This is a genomic window from Pseudoalteromonas sp. MMG005, from assembly GCF_018101015.1.
Lineage (GTDB): Bacteria > Pseudomonadota > Gammaproteobacteria > Enterobacterales > Alteromonadaceae > Pseudoalteromonas > Pseudoalteromonas aurantia.
In genome coordinates this window covers 181,936-198,998 of sequence record NZ_JAGJEK010000001.1, presented here as the reverse complement: position 1 = coordinate 198,998, position 17,063 = coordinate 181,936, and the positions used below count along the sequence as shown (strand labels likewise).

Below are 17,063 nucleotides of genomic sequence, written 5' to 3'. Positions count from 1 at the left end.
TTCAATCGCTTGTTAAAGCTTAACTGATGCTAAAGGGGCACTGTGAAAGACGCTAAAAAGTGCCAAACGAAAGTTATTGAAGTACGTGATCTTGCGCTGAAAATTGATGATAATCAGATACTCAGTGATATTAACTTCTCGATTGATACAGGCAAGTTTGTTGGCTTAATTGGCCCTAATGGAGCTGGAAAATCTTCGTTGTTACGAAGCCTATATCGATATACAACCCCAACGACGGGAGAAATTGTCTTTTTAGGCAAGTCTTTATGCCATTACTCAAGACAAGACTACGCAAGGCAAGTCGCAGTGGTGTTACAAGAGATCCCAGACCAATTTAATTTGAGTGTTTTTGATGTAGTGGCAATGGGGGTATTACCTCACAAGTCATTATTTAGTGCTGTGAGTTTACAAGATAAATTAGCTGTAGCCAGTGCTATCGATAAAGTAGGTCTCAGTGATAAAACTCGCCAGCCATTTTCTTATCTTTCCGGTGGTGAAAAGCAACGGGTATTAATTGCGCGAGCGATAGTACAGCAGCCTGTGTTTTTGATTATGGATGAGCCAACGAGCCACCTTGATGTGAAGTATCAAATTCAAATAATGGAGCTTGCTAAATCACTCAACATCACAGTACTCGCTTCTTTTCATGACTTAAATCTTGCAGGTGCATTGTGCGATGAAATACTCGTTTTAAAGGAAGGTGCTTTAGTTGCACATGGAAAACCACTCGACGTGTTCAATGCACAATTGTTGGCGGATGTTTATGGCGTATGTGCATCGGTAAGTTCTGTGTCATGCCCTTATGAAGGCATCGAGCAAGTCCCACATATTCGGTATCATTACGGATATGCATTATGAAGCGTATCGTTACAATATGTGTACTGTTCTTTGGTTGTGTATTCAGTTTTTTTATGGCGCTGAAGTTGGGAGCAATTGATATTACGGGGGAGCATGTCTTTAATGCACTGTGGCAATATCAAGCAAATGACTTCTCACAAAAAATTGTGTTTGAGCTACGTTTGCCACGCGTTATTCTCGCATTTATTGCAGGTAGTGGCTTAGCATTGGCTGGACTCATTTTACAGACGGTGACTCGTAACCCTTTGGCTGATCCTTATCTTTTTGGTATTTCATCTGGCGCATCTTTTGGGGTTGTATTACTTTTCGCACTGACAGGCATTCAAGCTGGTCTTGCGCTTTCAGGGGCAGCGTTTGCCGGTAGCTTGTTGGCCATGACGCTCTTGTTGTTGATTGCAAAAGGGCGAGGCTCTGCTCAAGTAGAGGCGATGTTATTGGCTGGGGTTGCGTTGTCCTTCCTATTCAGTGCGTTTACAAGTTTATTATTGTATTGGAGCGATCCTCAGGCGATCAGCGCTATTTTATTTTGGAACTTAGGCAGTTTTAGCAGAGCCGATTGGCAGTGGCTATGGTTACCCTCTTTTGTGGTCTGTGCTTGCATGTTGGTGATGCTGCTGTTACGCCGTTCAATCAATGCCCTTTTACTGGGTGATGAAAGTGCTACGACTCTAGGTGTGAGCGTTGAAAAGCTACGTTTAGGTATGTTGCTGTTGAGTTCGTTGTTAACGGCTGTGTTAGTCGCAATGTGTGGTGGCGTCGGGTTTGTAGGATTGATGATCCCACATATTGTACGTTTTTTTGTGTCTCAAGCGACCACTTTAGGGCTGTTCGCAACAGCGTTGAGTGGTGGGTTGTTAATGATTTGGGTTGACGTTATTGCACGGGTCGCATTAGAAAATCAAGAGTTACCGATTGGCGTGATCACTTCAGCAATTGGCAGTGTCTTTTTCTTAGGTCTGCTGATGTTTCGAAAGCGGTCAGCCTAGTTGGGTTGTGAAATACATAATGAGAATAGACATATGGTAAAGCCATTAGATAATAAATTTTCAGCACAAATAAAACAAAAGATTGATTTAAAAACCAAACCACTCGGCGCATTAGGGCAGTTAGAGAGTGTTGCTTTTCAGCTGGTGAGTATTTTTTCTCAACACACATCAGATACTGAGTTTTTATCAAAAAAATGGGTTGTTATAGCACCCCAGTTAATCGTATTTGCAGGGGATCATGGTATTGCCTCACAAGGCGTATCTATAGCACCGAGTGAGGTGACGGGGCAAATGGTGGCTAACTTTGCAGCTGGTGGCGCGGCGATTAACGTTTTGTGCCGCCAATTTGGTTGGCAATTGAGTGTTGTAGATTGTGGTATTTTGAATGTACCAGAAGCTGATTTAGGGGTAATTTCTCAACGATTGGGCAATATAACTCAAGCATTCCATGAATATGAAGCTATGAGTGAATCACAGCTTGAGCAAGGTCTTAACCTTGGCGCGCAAATACTGATATTACAAAGTCAAAAAGGTGCAAATGTATATGCATTTGGAGAGATGGGAATTGGCAATACTAGCTCAGCGGCTGCTATTTTTTCCGCGCTTTCGGGATTGCCTCCAGAAGAAACGGTAGGAAAAGGAACTGGAGTGAGCGGTGAAGTTGTTATTAAAAAGCAACAGCTACTGGCGCAGGCGCTGGTGCTTCATGAATCGAAGCTCACCAATGCGCGTAACATTTTACGTTGTTTAGGTGGCTTTGAAATCTGTCAAATGGTGGGCGCTATGCAGCAGGCAGCACGGTTGCAAGCTGTCATTGTGGTCGATGGGTTTATTGCCACTGCTGCGGCCATGATTGTGATTGCGCTATCACCTAATGCTCAGCAATATATGATTTTTGCACATTGCTCAGGTGAGCAAGCTCATGCAAAAATGCTGGAGTATTTAAATGTAAAACCGTTACTCAATTTAGGTCTGCGTTTAGGTGAAGGTAGTGGCGCCGCCCTCACTTTACCCATTATGCAAAGTGCTCTGGCTTTATATAATGACATGGCCAGTTTTGAAGACGCGCAAGTTACTCAGGTTGTACAAGGTGAATAGGCAAGGATTGTTATTAGCGGTGAGTTTTCTAACGCGAATACCGGTAAACATTGAGATGCCGATTGCTGATAATGCGTTGAACGAAGCGAGTCGCTATTTTGCCATTGTGGGTGGTGCTATTGGTGCGGCATTGGCGTTATTGTATTGTGGGTTACAGTTTTTATTTCCTGATTCAATGGCGATTATCATCGTGCTTGCGAGCGGGTTAATATTAACAGGGGCCTTCCATGAGGATGGCTTTGCGGATGTATGGGATGGTTTTGGTGGTGGTTGGTCTGTCTCACAAAAACTGACCATTATGAAAGATAGTCGCTTAGGTACCTACGGTGCAACATCGCTGGTGTTACTCTTATTAGCTAAATATGAACTACTTATGTTGTTGGCCGATCATTGGCTATGGGTTAGCGCAGCACTGATTTGTGCTCATACGTTAAGCAGAGCAATGGCGACCAGTATTATTGGCAGGTTAGCTTATGTACAAGAAGATGCACAAAGTAAGGTTAAACCGGTTGCAAAAGCTTTATCTCGGCAAAGCCTAAAGGTTTTATATTGTAGCGCTGGTAGCCTTTTATTGGTGATGTGGTTAACTCAGTTGTTTTCTTCTATCGAGTGCTTGTTGTTGATCTGTGTGTTATGGCTTACTCGTTTTCTGTGTATTACCTGGTTTAAAAGTCAATTAAGAGGCTATACCGGAGATTGTCTCGGTGCAGCACAGCAAATCGCTGAATTGGTTATTTACGGTTTTTGCGTTCAGGTATGGTTATGAATGAAAAAATAGTATTGATGTTAGGCGGAGCTCGTTCAGGAAAGAGCCGTTTGGCCGAGCGCCAAGCAGAGCAATGGCTGCATAGTAATTTGGTATCCCAGTTAGTGTATGTTGCCACGGCACAAGTAAAAGATGAAGAAATGGCGCAACGGGTTAAACACCACCGCGTTTCAAGGTCTGAGGATTGGTCAGTGGTTGAAGAACCATGGTCATTACCTGAAGTTATAACGGATGCAGATAAGAACACCTGTATTTTAGTAGATTGCTTAACACTTTGGTTAACGTATGGTTTATGCGAACAGGGGGTGGACGCTTTTTTGCAACAAAAATCCGCGCTTTTAACAGCGCTGGAGAAAAGCCAAGCGCGCATTATTTTAGTGAGCAACGAGGTAGGACATGGCATTGTTCCCTTAGGTGAGCTGAGTCGTGTATTTGTCGATCAGTCTGGGTGGTTACACCAAGATATTGCACAGTTAGCGGATAGAGTTGAATTTATTATGGCCGGCTGTGCCTTACGCATTAAATAGAGATAAAACGATTGAAAACTTTGATGGTGCAAGGCACCACATCCGATGCTGGTAAAAGTACCCTTGTCGCGGGGTTATGTCGTGTTTTTGCTAGGAAACATCGTAAAGTCGCACCTTTTAAGCCGCAGAATATGGCACTAAATAGTGCAGTGACGCCATGCGGTGGGGAAATCGGTCGAGCACAAGCTCTACAAGCTGTTGCAGCGAAAGTTCCGCTTGATACGGATTTTAATCCAATCTTACTGAAGCCCAACAGCGATACTGGCGCACAAGTGATTATTCACGGCAAAGCCATTAGTAATATGGAAGCCACGAAATATCATGATTACAAAAAAGTGGCTATGCAGGCTGTTTTACAATCGCATACTCGCTTAATGACCTCATTCGATATGATTATGGTGGAAGGCGCAGGGAGCCCCGCAGAAATCAATTTACGAGAAAATGATATTGCAAATATGGGGTTTGCTACTGAGGTTCATTGCCCAGTTATTATTATCGCAGATATCGATAAAGGGGGCGTATTTGCACATTTGGTAGGCACGCTAATGTTACTCAGTGAGCAAGAGCAAGCCCTCGTAAAAGGGTTTGTGATCAATCGCTTTCGCGGAGATCTCAGCTTGTTGCAATCTGGCCTTGATTGGTTAGAAGCGCGCACAGGAAAACCAGTGTTAGGGGTATTGCCGTATTTACATGCATTAAATTTAGATGCCGAAGATGCGGTTGCTATGGATAATGTCGTCGAAGATAAACAGCTCACTATTGCTGTATTATTATTCCCTCATATTAGTAATCACACTGACTTTGACGCGCTGCGTCTACACCCCAATGTGGATTTGCGCTATATACGTCATACTCAACAGATTGGTAATGTTGATCTGATCATTCTTCCAGGTAGCAAGAACGTGATCAGTGATTTGGCTTTTTTACAGTCAGAAACTTGGTCACAGGAGATTAAGCGCCATTTACGCTATGGTGGTAAAGTGCTCGGGGTGTGCGGCGGGTTGCAAATGTTGGGTGAGTCCATCAGTGATCCGTTAGGGATAGAGTCAACAGTAACAGAAATTAAGGGGTTAGGATTAGCACAGTTCAAAACGGTATTAACCGCGGATAAAGTGTTGACTCAAGTCAGCGGAAAATGTCATCTAGATGACGAAAAGGTGAGTATTTCGGGTTATGAAATCCATTGTGGGTACAGTACTGGCCCTGCGATGTGTCAGCCTTTTTTATCTTTTACAGATCATCCCAATGGTTACGAGCATGATGGTTTTATTTCTGATGATAATCTGATGGTGGGTACTTACTTACATGGCTTGTTCGATAGTGCCTGCGCTGCCCAATCAATATTAGGCTGGGCGAGCAATGGCCAATTACAAAATACAATGTTTGATCTCAATACGCATCGCGAGGCACAACTAGAGCGTCTTGCTGATGTATGTGAACAATATTTAGATATACCAAAAATCACCGCCATAACATATGGTCAATAGAGGGCTTTATGAGTACAAATAAGCAAGAGAATACACAACAGTCGCAACAAGAAAGGCATGATAAGCACCAGAAACGTCAGCAGAAAGTAAAAGAAAGTGTTGATGCAAAAGTGGCGGCTGCACAAACAGAGCAAGGTATATTTCAAGTGATTACTGGCAATGGTAAAGGCAAGTCGACTTCTGGGTTTGGTACGGTAGCCCGTTGTGTTGGCCATGGTATGAATGCGGCAGTAGCACAATTTATTAAAGGTATGTGGGAGTGTGGAGAGCGCAACTTACTGGAAAAAGCGGGGGTGCCATTTTCGGTGATGAAAACAGGGTTTACTTGGGAAACGCAAAACCGTGTGACCGACACGAAAGCAGCACAAGACACCTGGATTCAAGCGAAAGCTTGGTTAGCTGATGACAGTATAGATCTGGTCTTACTTGACGAATTGACTTATATGGTGACCTACGAATATATTGATTTAGATGAGGTCATTACTGCAATTGAAAATCGTCCTAAAATGCAGTCAGTGATAATCACAGGCAGAGCGGCACATCGGCGTTTAACAGATCTTGCTGATACGGTCAGTGAAGTTCGCAACGTAAAGCATGCCTTTGAAGCAGGCATAAAAGCGCAAAAAGGGTTTGATTTTTAATGCAACGTTACAGCTCGTTACTTTTGATGTTATTACTCATCAGCCTTAATAGCCAAGCTGCTGAGGCAAAGCGTATCGTCGCTTTAGCGCCTCATATTGTTGAAAACTTATTCACGGTAGGCGCGGGTGATTTAATCGTGGGGACTGTTGACTACGCTGACTTTCCTGCGCAAGCAAACAAGATCCCGCGAATTGGTGGTTATAATGGCATTCAACTTGAAAAGTTATTAGCGCTTAAACCTGACCTAGTCATTGCTTGGCAAACAGGCAGTAAAAAAATTGATTTAGAGAAAGTAGCAAAGCTGGGCATTAAAGTGGTGTATAGCGAAGCCAAAGACATCAATAAGGTCGCAGACGAACTGCGTTTATTTGGTCAGTTGACGGGAAACGTTCAACAGGCAGAGGGGGCGGCACGTGCTTTTACAGCGCAATTTAATGCGATAAAAGGGCGCTACGCAGACACACTTTCTCTTAAAGTGTTTTATCAACTTTGGCCTGAGCCTATGATGACGGTGAATAAAAGCACTTGGATCCACCAATTATTGACGGTGTGCGGTGTAGAGAATGCATTTGCAAATAATGCCACTGATTACCCACAAATCAGTATCGAGAATGTGATTAAAGCAAGCCCTCAAGTGATCTTTGTCCCTGATGAAAAAACCAAGAAGCAGGTTGAAATGGTGGATTGGCATAAGTGGCCGGAGATCCCCGCAGTAGCGTATGACCAATTTATAACGGTGAATGCCGACTTATTACACCGTTATAGCACGCGTGTGCTTGATGGGGTGACAGATATGTGTGATAAAATTTTGGCATCAAAGGCTTTTTATCAAGCACAGGTGAAATAAGGTGATCAGCTTTGGTTGTACACTTTATAAAAGAAGGGGGTATTAATGAATAGCTGGCAAGCGTTACTGGCACATGAACAGGCACAACCTTATTTGCAAGAGACGTTGGACTATGTGGCTCAGCGTCGTGCGGAAGGTGTGATTGTTTATCCGCAGGAGCAGCATGTTTTTGAGGCGTTAAATGCCACCGCACTAGAGCAAGTCAAAGTCGTTATTCTTGGGCAAGACCCTTACCATGGACCGGATCAAGCACATGGCTTATGCTTCTCAGTACTACCAGGTATAAAGCCGCCACCTTCATTGGCGAATATGTATAAAGAACTCGCGCAAGATATTAATGGCTTTACGATTCCCCAACACGGTTACTTATTACCTTGGGCAGAGCAGGGGGTATTGTTACTCAATACCGTATTAACCGTTGAGCAAGGTGCTGCGCATTCTCACAAAAAGCTAGGGTGGGAGCGTTTCACCGATGCAGTTATCGCACACCTTGATGAACACACCCAAGGTACAATTTTCTTATTATGGGGTGCGCATGCCCAGAAAAAGGGCAAAAAAATTGATACTGACCGTCATCATGTACTGCATGCGCCTCATCCATCCCCTTTGTCTGCACATCGAGGCTTTTTCGGGTGTAGCCACTTTTCTAAAACGAATCAGTTGTTGGTAAAGATGGGTAAAAAACCGATTGATTGGCAAGTATGAAGAAGCTAGATAGGCTGATTTTTAGGTTTTTAGTATTAAAAAAGGCTCCTTGGGAGCCTTTTTTATCGACTTAAACCAAGTCTAAATCGTCTAAGTCTAGGTTGTCTGCAAAGTAGTCTAATTCCTGTAGTTCTTTGCGAAGACGCTGTTTGTCTTTCAGCGCTTCGATTTCACGCCACTTTCGTTTTTTACTTTTTTGAGAGGCACGTTTTTTTGTTTCAGGACCTTCTAGTAGTTCAATCATATCGTCTAGGCTATCCATGAATATCTCCTAATTGATTATTAACCTCAATAACGCGAGCTCAGTGTGCATGCCTGCACTACAAGCAACTTTGGTATATCACAACACGGCTAAAAATAAAACAACTATGTGTCATCTAGGTTAAAATAAAGTGACAGTTTGATGAAAGTCAAAATGATAGAATAAAAAAACGCTGCATAAGCAGCGTTTTTTTGAGGTAGATAAACTGGGTGGTTTATAGCGCTTTAAAGCGTGTCTCAAGTGTTTCTTGGGCATCTGCGAATGAACGAATGCCTTCAGCCAGTTTTTCAGTCGCCATGGCATCTTGGTTATGCAACCAGCGGAATTGGGCTTCAGTTAGCGGCGCAGGTTTAGCTTCCACAGGGTAATTGTTTTCTAGCAAGTATTCTTGTGCATCGGTTAGGTTGCCAAGTTCTTCAAGTAGTCCAGGGCTGATGGTGAGCTTGTCGCATCCGGTAAGTGCAATGATTTCGCCAGTATTACGGAAACTAGCCCCCATAACCACGGTTTTATAATCATGGCGTTTATAGAATTCATAAATACTACAAACAGATTGTACACCAGGATCGTTAAGTGGATCGGTAGGCTTCTCAAGACCATTCGCCACATACCAATCTAAGATTCGACCCACGAAAGGTGAGATTAAAAATACATTTGCATCGGCACAGGCACGGGCTTGGGCTTGGCTAAATAATAACGTTAAATTACACTTAATACCTTCTTTTTCAAGTTGCTCTGCGGCTTTAATACCTTCCCACGTTGATGCAATCTTGATCAGTATTTTATCTTTGCTCACACCCTCTTGTTCATACAGTCTTAACAAGGTGTTGGCTTTATTGATCATGGCTTGTGTATCAAAAGACAAGCGAGCATCCACTTCGGTAGATATATAGCCTGGCACAATCTCGGCTATTTCTTTACCAATCAATACTGCGAAGTAATCGCAAGCGAGCTCTAATTGTTGTCGAGCATCTGATTCGTTTGTTTTAGCAAAGTCCCATGCTTTTTGTAAATACGCTTGGTATGCAGGCATTTCACTTGCTTTGAGTAATAGCGATGGGTTGGTCGTTGCATCTTCAGGCTGATGCTTACGTATGGCTTCGATGTCGCCGGTGTCGGCAACAATGGATGAATACTGTTTAAGCCTATCTAGTGCTGATGTCATTAGCTGTCCTCATTCCTATTTGCAGCAAATATAAAAGTGTAATTCCGCTATGTTGCAATACTGTGATTAGCTTTAATAGGTCAATTGTCCGTATCTAAACAGATACAGACCAAGGTAAGCGCAACCAGAAGGAGCTAGCGGGTCATTACACGAATTTAGGGCTATCCCTTAGAGATTCAAGGGTTATTCAAAGCTTGAAGTCCTGCGGGGATAGTGTTGAAATTGACACTAAACAATTTTCAAGTCAATAGGCTAGCCATGATCACGGTAATATCTCCTGCAAAAAATTTAGATTTCGATACTCCTGCGCATATTTCACGCTATACACAAGGGCAATTACTCGATCATAGCGAAGAATTAATGGCAGTATGTCGAACCTTGTCGCCGCAGCAGATAGGCAGCTTAATGAAAATTAGCGACAAGCTATCAGGGTTAAATGCCGCGCGATTTAGTGAATGGTCGCAACCATTTACTGCAAATAATGCGAAACAGGCCGTACTGGCATTTAACGGTGATGTTTATACCGGATTAGATGCGACGAGTTTGAGTGATGACGCGCTTAATTATGCGCAAAACACTCTCCGTATATTGTCTGGCTTATATGGAGTATTGCGGCCACTGGATTTAATGCAGCCGTATCGTTTAGAAATGGGCACAAAATTAGAGAATAGCCGAGGGAAGAACCTGTATGAGTTTTGGGGCACGACCATTGCTGAAAATTTAAATGCAACATTGGCAGCGCAGCAAGCTTCTCAGTTGGTCAATTTAGCATCCAATGAATATTTTAAAGCCGTCAATAAAAAAGTGCTCAACGCGGAAATTATTACGCCTATTTTTAAAGATTGCAAAAACGGCCAATTTAAAGTGATTAGCTTTTATGCAAAGAAAGCACGAGGCATGATGGCACGCTACATAATCGAACAAAATATTACGAGCTTAGAAGCACTAAAAGCGTTTAATGTAGCAGGGTATTACTTTAGTGAAGAAGCGACGGTGAAAGGTAACGAACCTGTATTTCTAAGAGCGGAGCAAGCATGATAAAACACAGTGTCATAGTCATATTAATGTTGGTAGCGGTCATGGGATGTAATGCTCAATTTGGCACGTCAGTCTCCAATGGCACGATAAGTTGTGAACAAGCACATGCGAATTGTGTTAACTATTGTCGTGATGACACGTCGATACCTGGTGCGCAGCAAAGTAGCTGCCTAAATAAGTGTTTTGAAGAGCAGAACCGTTGCCGTGTATCCCCGAATGATCCGAATAACCCATCGGTGCCAACTGTGAGTTGGTAGTGTACTTGCCAAGTGGTGGTATAGAGTGAAATGAATAAAAATGTGTTGATATTGGCTATGTGCTAAGGGTTAATTACGACGGGTAATATTTTGTTAGTCACTATTGCAGCTTTAGTGGGGCAAGCTCTGAGTCCGTCAGCAGCATTAACAACTTTGCCAGTTGCTACACAAATGTTCGGGTTATTAATCGCGACGATTCCAGCATCGTTGCTGATGGCGAAAATAGGCCGTCGCTGGGGATTTAGCTTTGGCAATCTCATTGGGCTTATTGGCACATTTTTGGGTTATGTCGCATTGAGCCAAAGTGCATTTTTATTATTTTGTGCCGCGACGTTGTTAATCGGGGTGGGAATTGGATTTGCGACCTTATATCGTTTTGCAGCAATAGAATCGAGCGATAATCCCGCAACGGCAATATCTACAATAATGGCCAGTGGCGTCGTTGCCGCAGTACTTGGGCCCAATTTAGCCGTTTGGGTGACCAACCACTTCCCAAGCATCAATTATGCAAATGTCTTTATATCATTGAGTGGTTTGTATGTGTTAGCACTGTGTTTACTACAAGCCGTGACGTTTAATGAGGTAATTCGAACGCGCAGTGATGCAACCGCTAGGTCATTAAAAGAGATAGTGGCTCAACCTCAATTTATTACTGCGGTCGTGATTGCTATGTTGAGTTATACCATCATGAATTTATTGATGACGGCTACGCCGTTGGCGATGCATCGCCACGGGTTTGATTTGGCGGAGTCTGCATTGGTTATCGAGTGGCATGTATTGGGGATGTTTGTACCTTCATTTTTCACAGGTAAGTTAATTGAGCGATTTGGTCCAGCCAAAATAATGGCGGTGGGTGCATTGATTATTTTGCTGTGTTGTATAGTTAATTTACAAGGTGTGAGCCATGAACATTTTCTGTTTGCCTTGTGTTTACTGGGAATAGGATGGAACTTTATGTTTATTTCTGCCACACAGATGGTCAGTGAGACATATCACCCTTGTGAGCGAGCAAAGGCACAAGCAAGTAATGAATTTTTGGTATTTAGTATGGTGGCAATATCATCTTTAGGTGCGGGATGGCTAGAAGCTGTCGTGGGATGGCAAACGCTAAATATGTGGACAATTCCTATCATGATATTAGCGCTTGGTATTATATATTGGTTTAGTACTGTGCAGCAAAAGGTGCTTGAGGTAGCTTAAACACCTTTTGGTAATTGGCTATATGCAATAACAATGTTGTCTCTAAATGACAGGTCTAAATGTAATGACTGTGCCCTATATTTTTGACAAAAAGTCACAGCTTGACCTTCTGATGTAAGTAGTTGTGTTGCAGCGTGTTTTGTCAATAGTGCTTGCCATTTGTTACGAATATTCATAGGTAGCTGAGGTAGGTTATTTAAAATATCTTCAGATGCTTTAAATTCGCTTTGCATTGCTAAATTGAGCATGTCGTCATTGGCAGCGGCAAGCCAACTTACGTTATTCTTTCCGACACATACGATAGGCAGAAAAGGAGCCAATGCAGGGCAAACGTCATTTCGATATAAATCTACTTGCCAGTATGGCCGGGCAATATTGGCAAATTGGGTAAAGCTGGTGATGGGGCCAAATCCAGCATGAGATGACAAAACCATTTCGACTCTTGGCTTATTTGCATCGACCGTATCATTGGCCACATCTATATACCATTGCTCAATTATCATGGCATTTTGAAAATACTCGTCACGCAGTGAACCCCACACTTTTTTTATGTTTGGATACGCTTGCCCCTGTGTTTTGAGGTGGTTTAAAACGGGATGTTTTTTGTAGCTATTCTGGTCTTTTAACAACAAATACACTTCATCACGAATTTCTTTACAGCGACCAAGTGGGTATGGTTTGCCTGCAAATGTAGGGTATTTGGGCGCTAAGATTAAATCAGCCTGTAAACGTAACTGTGCAAGTGCACCACACAGTAAATTTAATTGGTGGCTAGAAATTTCCATATTTTATGTTGTCCTTAGGATTTTATATCATCATTTCAGCTGGCTAATATACCGCGTAAACAGTGATAAATAATAGTAAATCAAGATCTAGATCAACAAATCGCAACAAAGTTAATTTTACGTAATTAATGTGTTTGTTTTTTGTTTTTGTTGTTATTAATCTGCGCATCGAAGAGTAAATTAAAATTTATTCAAGATAATTTATTTAGCAGAGGCAAGTTATGAAATGTTTAAGGCGAACAAAGGACATTACGCCCATCACATCACCGTCATTTGAAATAACCGTAAATCATCAAAAGGTTGCGGTAAGCGAAGGGGAAACTATTTTATCGGTTTTGCTTGCAACGGAGCATAAGGAGTTGATGGTGAATGACCATCATGGTGTTTCAGGGGCGTATTGTGGCATGGGCGTATGCCATTGCTGTCATGTAAAAGTGAACAAACGATTTAAAAAGCGTGCTTGTCAAACGGTTGTTCAGCCACAAATGACAGTCGAGACGCTGGTGAATCGATTTTTCGAAGAGGGTATAAAATGACACATAATCACCCTGTGGTAATTGTCGGCGGCGGCCCCGCTGGTACCGCGACAGCTGCCCATCTAGGAAAGTTTGGTATTACGAGTACAGTCGTGGATGAAGCATCAAAAATTGGCGGGGTGATTTATCGAGGGCCATTACGTAGCACACTAACATTGCCGCATCTAGACGATAATTTAAAACGCGCCATGGTGGCCTTACAAAGGCGTTATGATAATAATGTGAAACATATTAGGTTATTGACAAATACACGAGTTTTGGGGCCTGAAGGCAAGAAAAACTTACTGGTAAGCAAAGATGAGAGATTAGAAAATTTAGCCTACGAAGAGCTTGTGGTAGCCACGGGCTGTCATGAAAGGAGTATTCCGTTTCAAGGGTGGCAGCTACCGGGGGTGATGTTGATGGGAGGAGTGCAGTTACAACTCAAAAGTGGGTTGGTAAAACCAGGTAGTAAAATGGCATTGGTGGGAACGGGGCCTCTATTACCGTTAGTTGCGTGTCAATTACATAAATCAGGGGTTGAAGTCGCTGGTGTCTATGAAGCAAGTCAATTTGGTAAATTGGCCAAAGAAGCCGTTGCTTTACTCAATAAACCCAAGCTCACTTTATCTGGTTTAAGCATGATGGGGTATTTGAAAAAGCACGATATTCCTTTTCACTATGGCTGGGGGATTGTTAAAGCACTAGGAGACCATTCAGTTAGTAGCGTGGTTGTTGCGCCTTACAATGCTCAGTGGCAAGCCGATTTGCAAAATACTAAAACCATAGAAGTCGACGCTGTTGGGGTTGGCTATGGTTTTGTTGCGCGTAGTCAATTGGCGATGTTATTGGGTGTTGAGCATGAATATAGTAATGTCAGTGGCAGTATTCCGATTCTAGATCGCTGGCAACATAGTAATGTAAAAAATGTATATATCGCTGGTGATAGCAGTGGGTTATTGGGTGCTGATGCCGCGATTTGTGAAGGACAAATCGCAGCCATACGAATTGCTGAGCGCAGAGGGGTGCTCAATGCGAAACAGGCGGCACAGCATGCTGGAAAGGTGATGAGGAAGTTAGATCGAATTAAGCGATTTCGTTATGGTTTTGATCGATTCTCAGCGCGGCAAAAAGGTTTAATGGCACTTGCCCAACCGGAAACGATTGTGTGTCGATGTGAAAAAACAACACGTGCACAAGTCGATATTGCACTCGCTCAAGGTGTTAAAGATATTACAAGCTTGAAAATGCGTACTCGCATTGGCATGGGAGATTGCCAAGGTAAAACGTGTTCAAGTTATGCGGTAGATAGATTACATCAAGCAGGGTGTATAGATGATATTGGGACTATTAAACCACGTTTCCCGTTAGATCCAATCCCATTTACTTTTTTGGAAGAGCACGAATGAGAAAATTCGATATTGTTATTGCAGGAGGCGGTGTGATTGGTGCCGCGTGTGCCTATTTTTTAAGTCGAGATACGGATTTGAAGATTGCACTCATCGATATAAAAAAACCGGGGAACGCGTCGCGAGCTTCTGCTGGTGGATTATGGGCTATTGGTGAATCTGTTGGGTTAGGTTGTGGCGTTATTTTTTTCAAAACCTTATCTAAGTTGCAAAGTGAAGCAAAAGGCAAAGAGATCCCTGTTATGCGGCCTCACCAGTTGCCAGATTGTTTCTTTGAGTTCGCCTTGACTTCAAACGCCATGTATCCGGCACTTCATCAAGAAATGCTTGAGCGACATGGTGTCGATTTTAAGTTTGAACGCACGGGGCTAAAGTTCATCATGTATAACGAAGATGATCGTATTTATGCCGACCAAATTACCAGCGGTATTCCTCATCTTGCTGATCAAGTTCGGTGGTTAGATGCAGCACAGTTAAAAGCCGAAGAGCCTTATGTCACACCGGATGCGATTGGTGCAATAGATTTTATTTGTGATCATCAAGTAAATCCTTATCGGCTAGTGGATGCGTACATCGAAGGGGCAAGACAAAATGGTGTTGAACTAGTTTTAAACAATGAAGTGACATCGGTTTTACGTGAGGGAAATCGTGTCACTGGTGTGACGACCAATGAAGAAACGTATCTATGCGACACGCTCATTAATGCTGCTGGTGCATGGGCTGATACGTTGTTTAATCAGGCAACTGGGTTGCACATGCCAGTATACCCAGTGAAAGGGCAAATTGTTCTGTCTGAACGTTTACCGAAAGTACTCAATGGTTGTATCAGTACCAGTGACTGCTACATTGCGCAAAAAGATAATGGTGAAATTTTAATTGGCTCTTCCACGGAAGAAAAGGGCTTTGATACGACAAATAGTTTGGATAAAATTACCGAACTGTCCCAAGGGGCATTAAAATGTTTACCTATCTTAAAAGAAAGTAATATAAAGCGCTGTTGGGCTGGGTTACGCCCTGGTACGCCAGATGAGTTGCCGATATTAGGTCATGTCCCTGGCATTGCAGGATACATTAATGCATGTGGACATTTTCGAACAGGCATTGTGACTTCAGCTATCACAGGTCAGTTGATCACAGAGCTGGTAACAGGACAAGACACCACATTAGATTTAACGCCATTTAGTGTGACGCGTTTTTTTACTGCAGAATAAAAAAGGCCTCATAGAGGCCTTTCATATTTATTTCTTTTTCTTGACCTTGGCTTTTGCTTTCTTTTTCGCTTTCATTTTGAGTGGATCTTTCTTCTTCTTCGGTGGGCGAGCTTCTTTATTTTGCGCTTCTAAGCCTTTTATCACTCTTCGTTTAAGGCCTAAGTCAATATAACGCTCAATTTTGGCTAAAATGGCTACGTCATGGGCTTCGACAAATGAGATGGCTGTGCCTTTTTTACCAGCTCTAGCAGTACGACCAATGCGGTGAACGTACACATCTGCTGTGCGTGGCAAATCAAAGTTAATAACATGCGTAATGTCAGGAACATCAATACCACGGGCTGCAACATCGGTTGCAATCAAAATACGCGTGCGGCCACTTTGGAAATTGGCCATGGCGGTCATACGCTTATCTTGTGGCATTTCACCGCGTAGCCATGTGGTTTTTACGCCATGCGTATAGAGCTCTCCAACAAGTTGTTCTAAGCGTTCTCGGGTCTTTACAAATACGATGGCTTTTTGTACTTCAGTTTCACTTTGTAATAAATGCAGTAGTAATTCTAGTTTATGGGTATAGTTATCCGCTAAGTGCACCCATTGGTGTATTTTGGCTTTTTCTTTGCGAGATGATTCTGCCTCCAGTAAAGCCGGATCATTTAAAATACGTTCAGCAAATAATTCAACGCTATCGCCTTCTAATGTTGCAGAGAATAAAAAGCACTGACGACGATTTTTGGCTTCTTCACAAATACGGAGCATTTCTTTTTTGAAACCAAGGTCAAGCATGCGGTCAGCTTCGTCTAGAATCAACAGTTCAACATTTTCTGCGTGGAAGTTTTCTGTTTCAAGGTATTCCATCAACCGACCAGGTGTTGAGATCAAAATGTCATTGTTCTTTTCAAAGATCTCTTTATGTGTACCATAGTTTATGCCTCCTGTTACCACACCAATTTTCAAGTGTGTGTTTGCAGCGAGTAACTGGCATTGTTCATGTATTTGATAAGCAAGCTCTCGTGTTGGTGTCATTATTAACACACGTGCAAAACCAGGGTCTTTACGAGGAAAGTCAAGCAAATGCTGAATTGCAGGGATTAAAAATGCAGCGGTTTTTCCTGTACCAGTTGGGGCGGAGGCTAATATATCACGCCCGATTAACGCTTCAGGAATTGCCAGCTGTTGTATACTGGTAGCGGATTGATAACCCATTTTGTCAATCGCGTTCAACACTTTGGTATCAAGATCAAATTCAGAAAATTGCATAGCACATCATAAATAAAGGACAATGGTCTCAATTATACGCGTGAT

General features: G+C 42.6%; 19 protein-coding genes. 15 read left to right on the top strand and 4 right to left on the bottom strand.

Annotated features, from left to right (window positions below):
- Window positions 1–42: 42 nt before the first annotated feature.
- From J8M01_RS00935 to ung, 9 genes are read left to right on the top strand one after another with little or no spacing between them, the layout of a single operon-like run.
- Entirely contained in the window at window positions 43–858 is an 816-nt protein-coding gene (locus tag J8M01_RS00935) for an ABC transporter ATP-binding protein (RefSeq protein ID WP_211056727.1), read from the top strand.
- Window positions 855–1,844 (top strand): iron ABC transporter permease, encoded by a 990-nt coding sequence (locus J8M01_RS00930; protein WP_210995661.1) that lies wholly within the window; start codon window positions 855–857, stop codon window positions 1,842–1,844. The genes J8M01_RS00935 and J8M01_RS00930 overlap by 4 nt, the downstream gene beginning before the upstream one ends.
- Before the next feature lie 33 nt (window positions 1,845–1,877).
- On the top strand, window positions 1,878–2,942 hold the full coding sequence (gene cobT, locus J8M01_RS00925; RefSeq protein WP_211056726.1) for a nicotinate-nucleotide--dimethylbenzimidazole phosphoribosyltransferase: 1,065 nt from the start codon (window positions 1,878–1,880) through the stop codon (window positions 2,940–2,942).
- Complete coding sequence (locus J8M01_RS00920) at window positions 2,935–3,708, top strand: adenosylcobinamide-GDP ribazoletransferase (protein WP_348772703.1); 774 nt, start codon at window positions 2,935–2,937, stop codon at window positions 3,706–3,708. Before cobT ends, J8M01_RS00920 begins: the two co-directional genes overlap by 8 nt.
- On the top strand, window positions 3,705–4,235 hold the full coding sequence (gene cobU, locus J8M01_RS00915) for a bifunctional adenosylcobinamide kinase/adenosylcobinamide-phosphate guanylyltransferase (RefSeq protein ID WP_210995658.1): 531 nt from the start codon (window positions 3,705–3,707) through the stop codon (window positions 4,233–4,235). Before J8M01_RS00920 ends, cobU begins: the two co-directional genes overlap by 4 nt.
- An 11-nt stretch (window positions 4,236–4,246) precedes the next feature.
- Window positions 4,247–5,722 (top strand): cobyric acid synthase, encoded by a 1,476-nt coding sequence (locus J8M01_RS00910; RefSeq protein WP_211056724.1) that lies wholly within the window; start codon window positions 4,247–4,249, stop codon window positions 5,720–5,722.
- An 8-nt stretch (window positions 5,723–5,730) separates the two neighbouring features.
- Window positions 5,731–6,363, top strand: a complete 633-nt coding sequence (cobO, locus tag J8M01_RS00905; RefSeq protein WP_210995656.1) for a cob(I)yrinic acid a,c-diamide adenosyltransferase — start codon at window positions 5,731–5,733, stop codon at window positions 6,361–6,363.
- Complete coding sequence (locus tag J8M01_RS00900) at window positions 6,363–7,211, top strand: cobalamin-binding protein (protein ID WP_211056723.1); 849 nt, start codon at window positions 6,363–6,365, stop codon at window positions 7,209–7,211. The genes cobO and J8M01_RS00900 overlap by 1 nt, the downstream gene beginning before the upstream one ends.
- Before the next feature lie 45 nt (window positions 7,212–7,256).
- Entirely contained in the window at window positions 7,257–7,916 is a 660-nt protein-coding gene (ung, locus tag J8M01_RS00895; protein ID WP_211056722.1) for a uracil-DNA glycosylase, read from the top strand.
- Between the two features lie 70 nt (window positions 7,917–7,986).
- On the opposite strand, the gene J8M01_RS00890 is transcribed toward ung, so the two are convergent.
- Together J8M01_RS00890 and tal are read right to left on the bottom strand one after the other, a co-directional pair.
- Window positions 7,987–8,178 carry a DUF3545 family protein gene (locus J8M01_RS00890; protein ID WP_210995653.1) on the bottom strand — a complete coding sequence of 64 codons (192 nt, stop codon included), beginning with the start codon at window positions 8,176–8,178 and terminating at the stop codon, window positions 7,987–7,989.
- A gap of 214 nt (window positions 8,179–8,392) precedes the next feature.
- The gene (tal, locus tag J8M01_RS00885) at window positions 8,393–9,343 is read right to left on the bottom strand and encodes a transaldolase (RefSeq protein WP_211056721.1); all 951 of its coding nucleotides are present in this window, start codon (window positions 9,341–9,343) and stop codon (window positions 8,393–8,395) included.
- Between the two features lie 258 nt (window positions 9,344–9,601).
- Between tal and yaaA the strand changes: the two genes are divergently transcribed.
- From yaaA to J8M01_RS00870, 3 genes are all read left to right on the top strand, one after another.
- The gene (gene yaaA / locus J8M01_RS00880) at window positions 9,602–10,381 is read left to right on the top strand and encodes a peroxide stress protein YaaA (protein ID WP_211056720.1); all 780 of its coding nucleotides are present in this window, start codon (window positions 9,602–9,604) and stop codon (window positions 10,379–10,381) included.
- On the top strand, window positions 10,378–10,638 hold the full coding sequence (locus J8M01_RS00875; protein ID WP_211056719.1) for a hypothetical protein: 261 nt from the start codon (window positions 10,378–10,380) through the stop codon (window positions 10,636–10,638). The genes yaaA and J8M01_RS00875 overlap by 4 nt, the downstream gene beginning before the upstream one ends.
- A 90-nt stretch (window positions 10,639–10,728) precedes the next feature.
- Window positions 10,729–11,838 carry an MFS transporter gene (locus tag J8M01_RS00870; protein ID WP_247670923.1) on the top strand — a complete coding sequence of 370 codons (1,110 nt, stop codon included), beginning with the start codon at window positions 10,729–10,731 and terminating at the stop codon, window positions 11,836–11,838.
- On the opposite strand, the gene J8M01_RS00865 is transcribed toward J8M01_RS00870, so the two are convergent.
- Window positions 11,835–12,623: a hypothetical protein gene (locus tag J8M01_RS00865; protein WP_211056718.1), complete on the bottom strand. Its 789-nt coding sequence runs from the start codon at window positions 12,621–12,623 to the stop codon at window positions 11,835–11,837. The genes J8M01_RS00870 and J8M01_RS00865 overlap by 4 nt on opposite strands.
- Window positions 12,624–12,844: 221 nt before the next feature.
- Between J8M01_RS00865 and J8M01_RS00860 the strand changes: the two genes are divergently transcribed.
- The 3 genes from J8M01_RS00860 to J8M01_RS00850 are packed head-to-tail and all read left to right on the top strand — an operon-like array spanning window position 12,845 to window position 15,758.
- A complete protein-coding gene (locus tag J8M01_RS00860; protein WP_211056717.1) occupies window positions 12,845–13,159 on the top strand; it encodes a 2Fe-2S iron-sulfur cluster-binding protein in 315 nt (104 codons plus the stop codon).
- Entirely contained in the window at window positions 13,156–14,547 is a 1,392-nt protein-coding gene (locus tag J8M01_RS00855) for an FAD/NAD(P)-binding oxidoreductase (RefSeq protein WP_211056716.1), read from the top strand. Before J8M01_RS00860 ends, J8M01_RS00855 begins: the two co-directional genes overlap by 4 nt.
- Complete coding sequence (locus tag J8M01_RS00850) at window positions 14,544–15,758, top strand: FAD-dependent oxidoreductase (RefSeq protein ID WP_211056715.1); 1,215 nt, start codon at window positions 14,544–14,546, stop codon at window positions 15,756–15,758. Before J8M01_RS00855 ends, J8M01_RS00850 begins: the two co-directional genes overlap by 4 nt.
- A 27-nt stretch (window positions 15,759–15,785) precedes the next feature.
- Here J8M01_RS00850 and srmB read toward each other — a convergent pair whose 3' ends face one another.
- Entirely contained in the window at window positions 15,786–17,018 is a 1,233-nt protein-coding gene (gene srmB / locus J8M01_RS00845) for an ATP-dependent RNA helicase SrmB (RefSeq protein ID WP_211056714.1), read from the bottom strand.
- Window positions 17,019–17,063 lie beyond the last annotated feature (45 nt).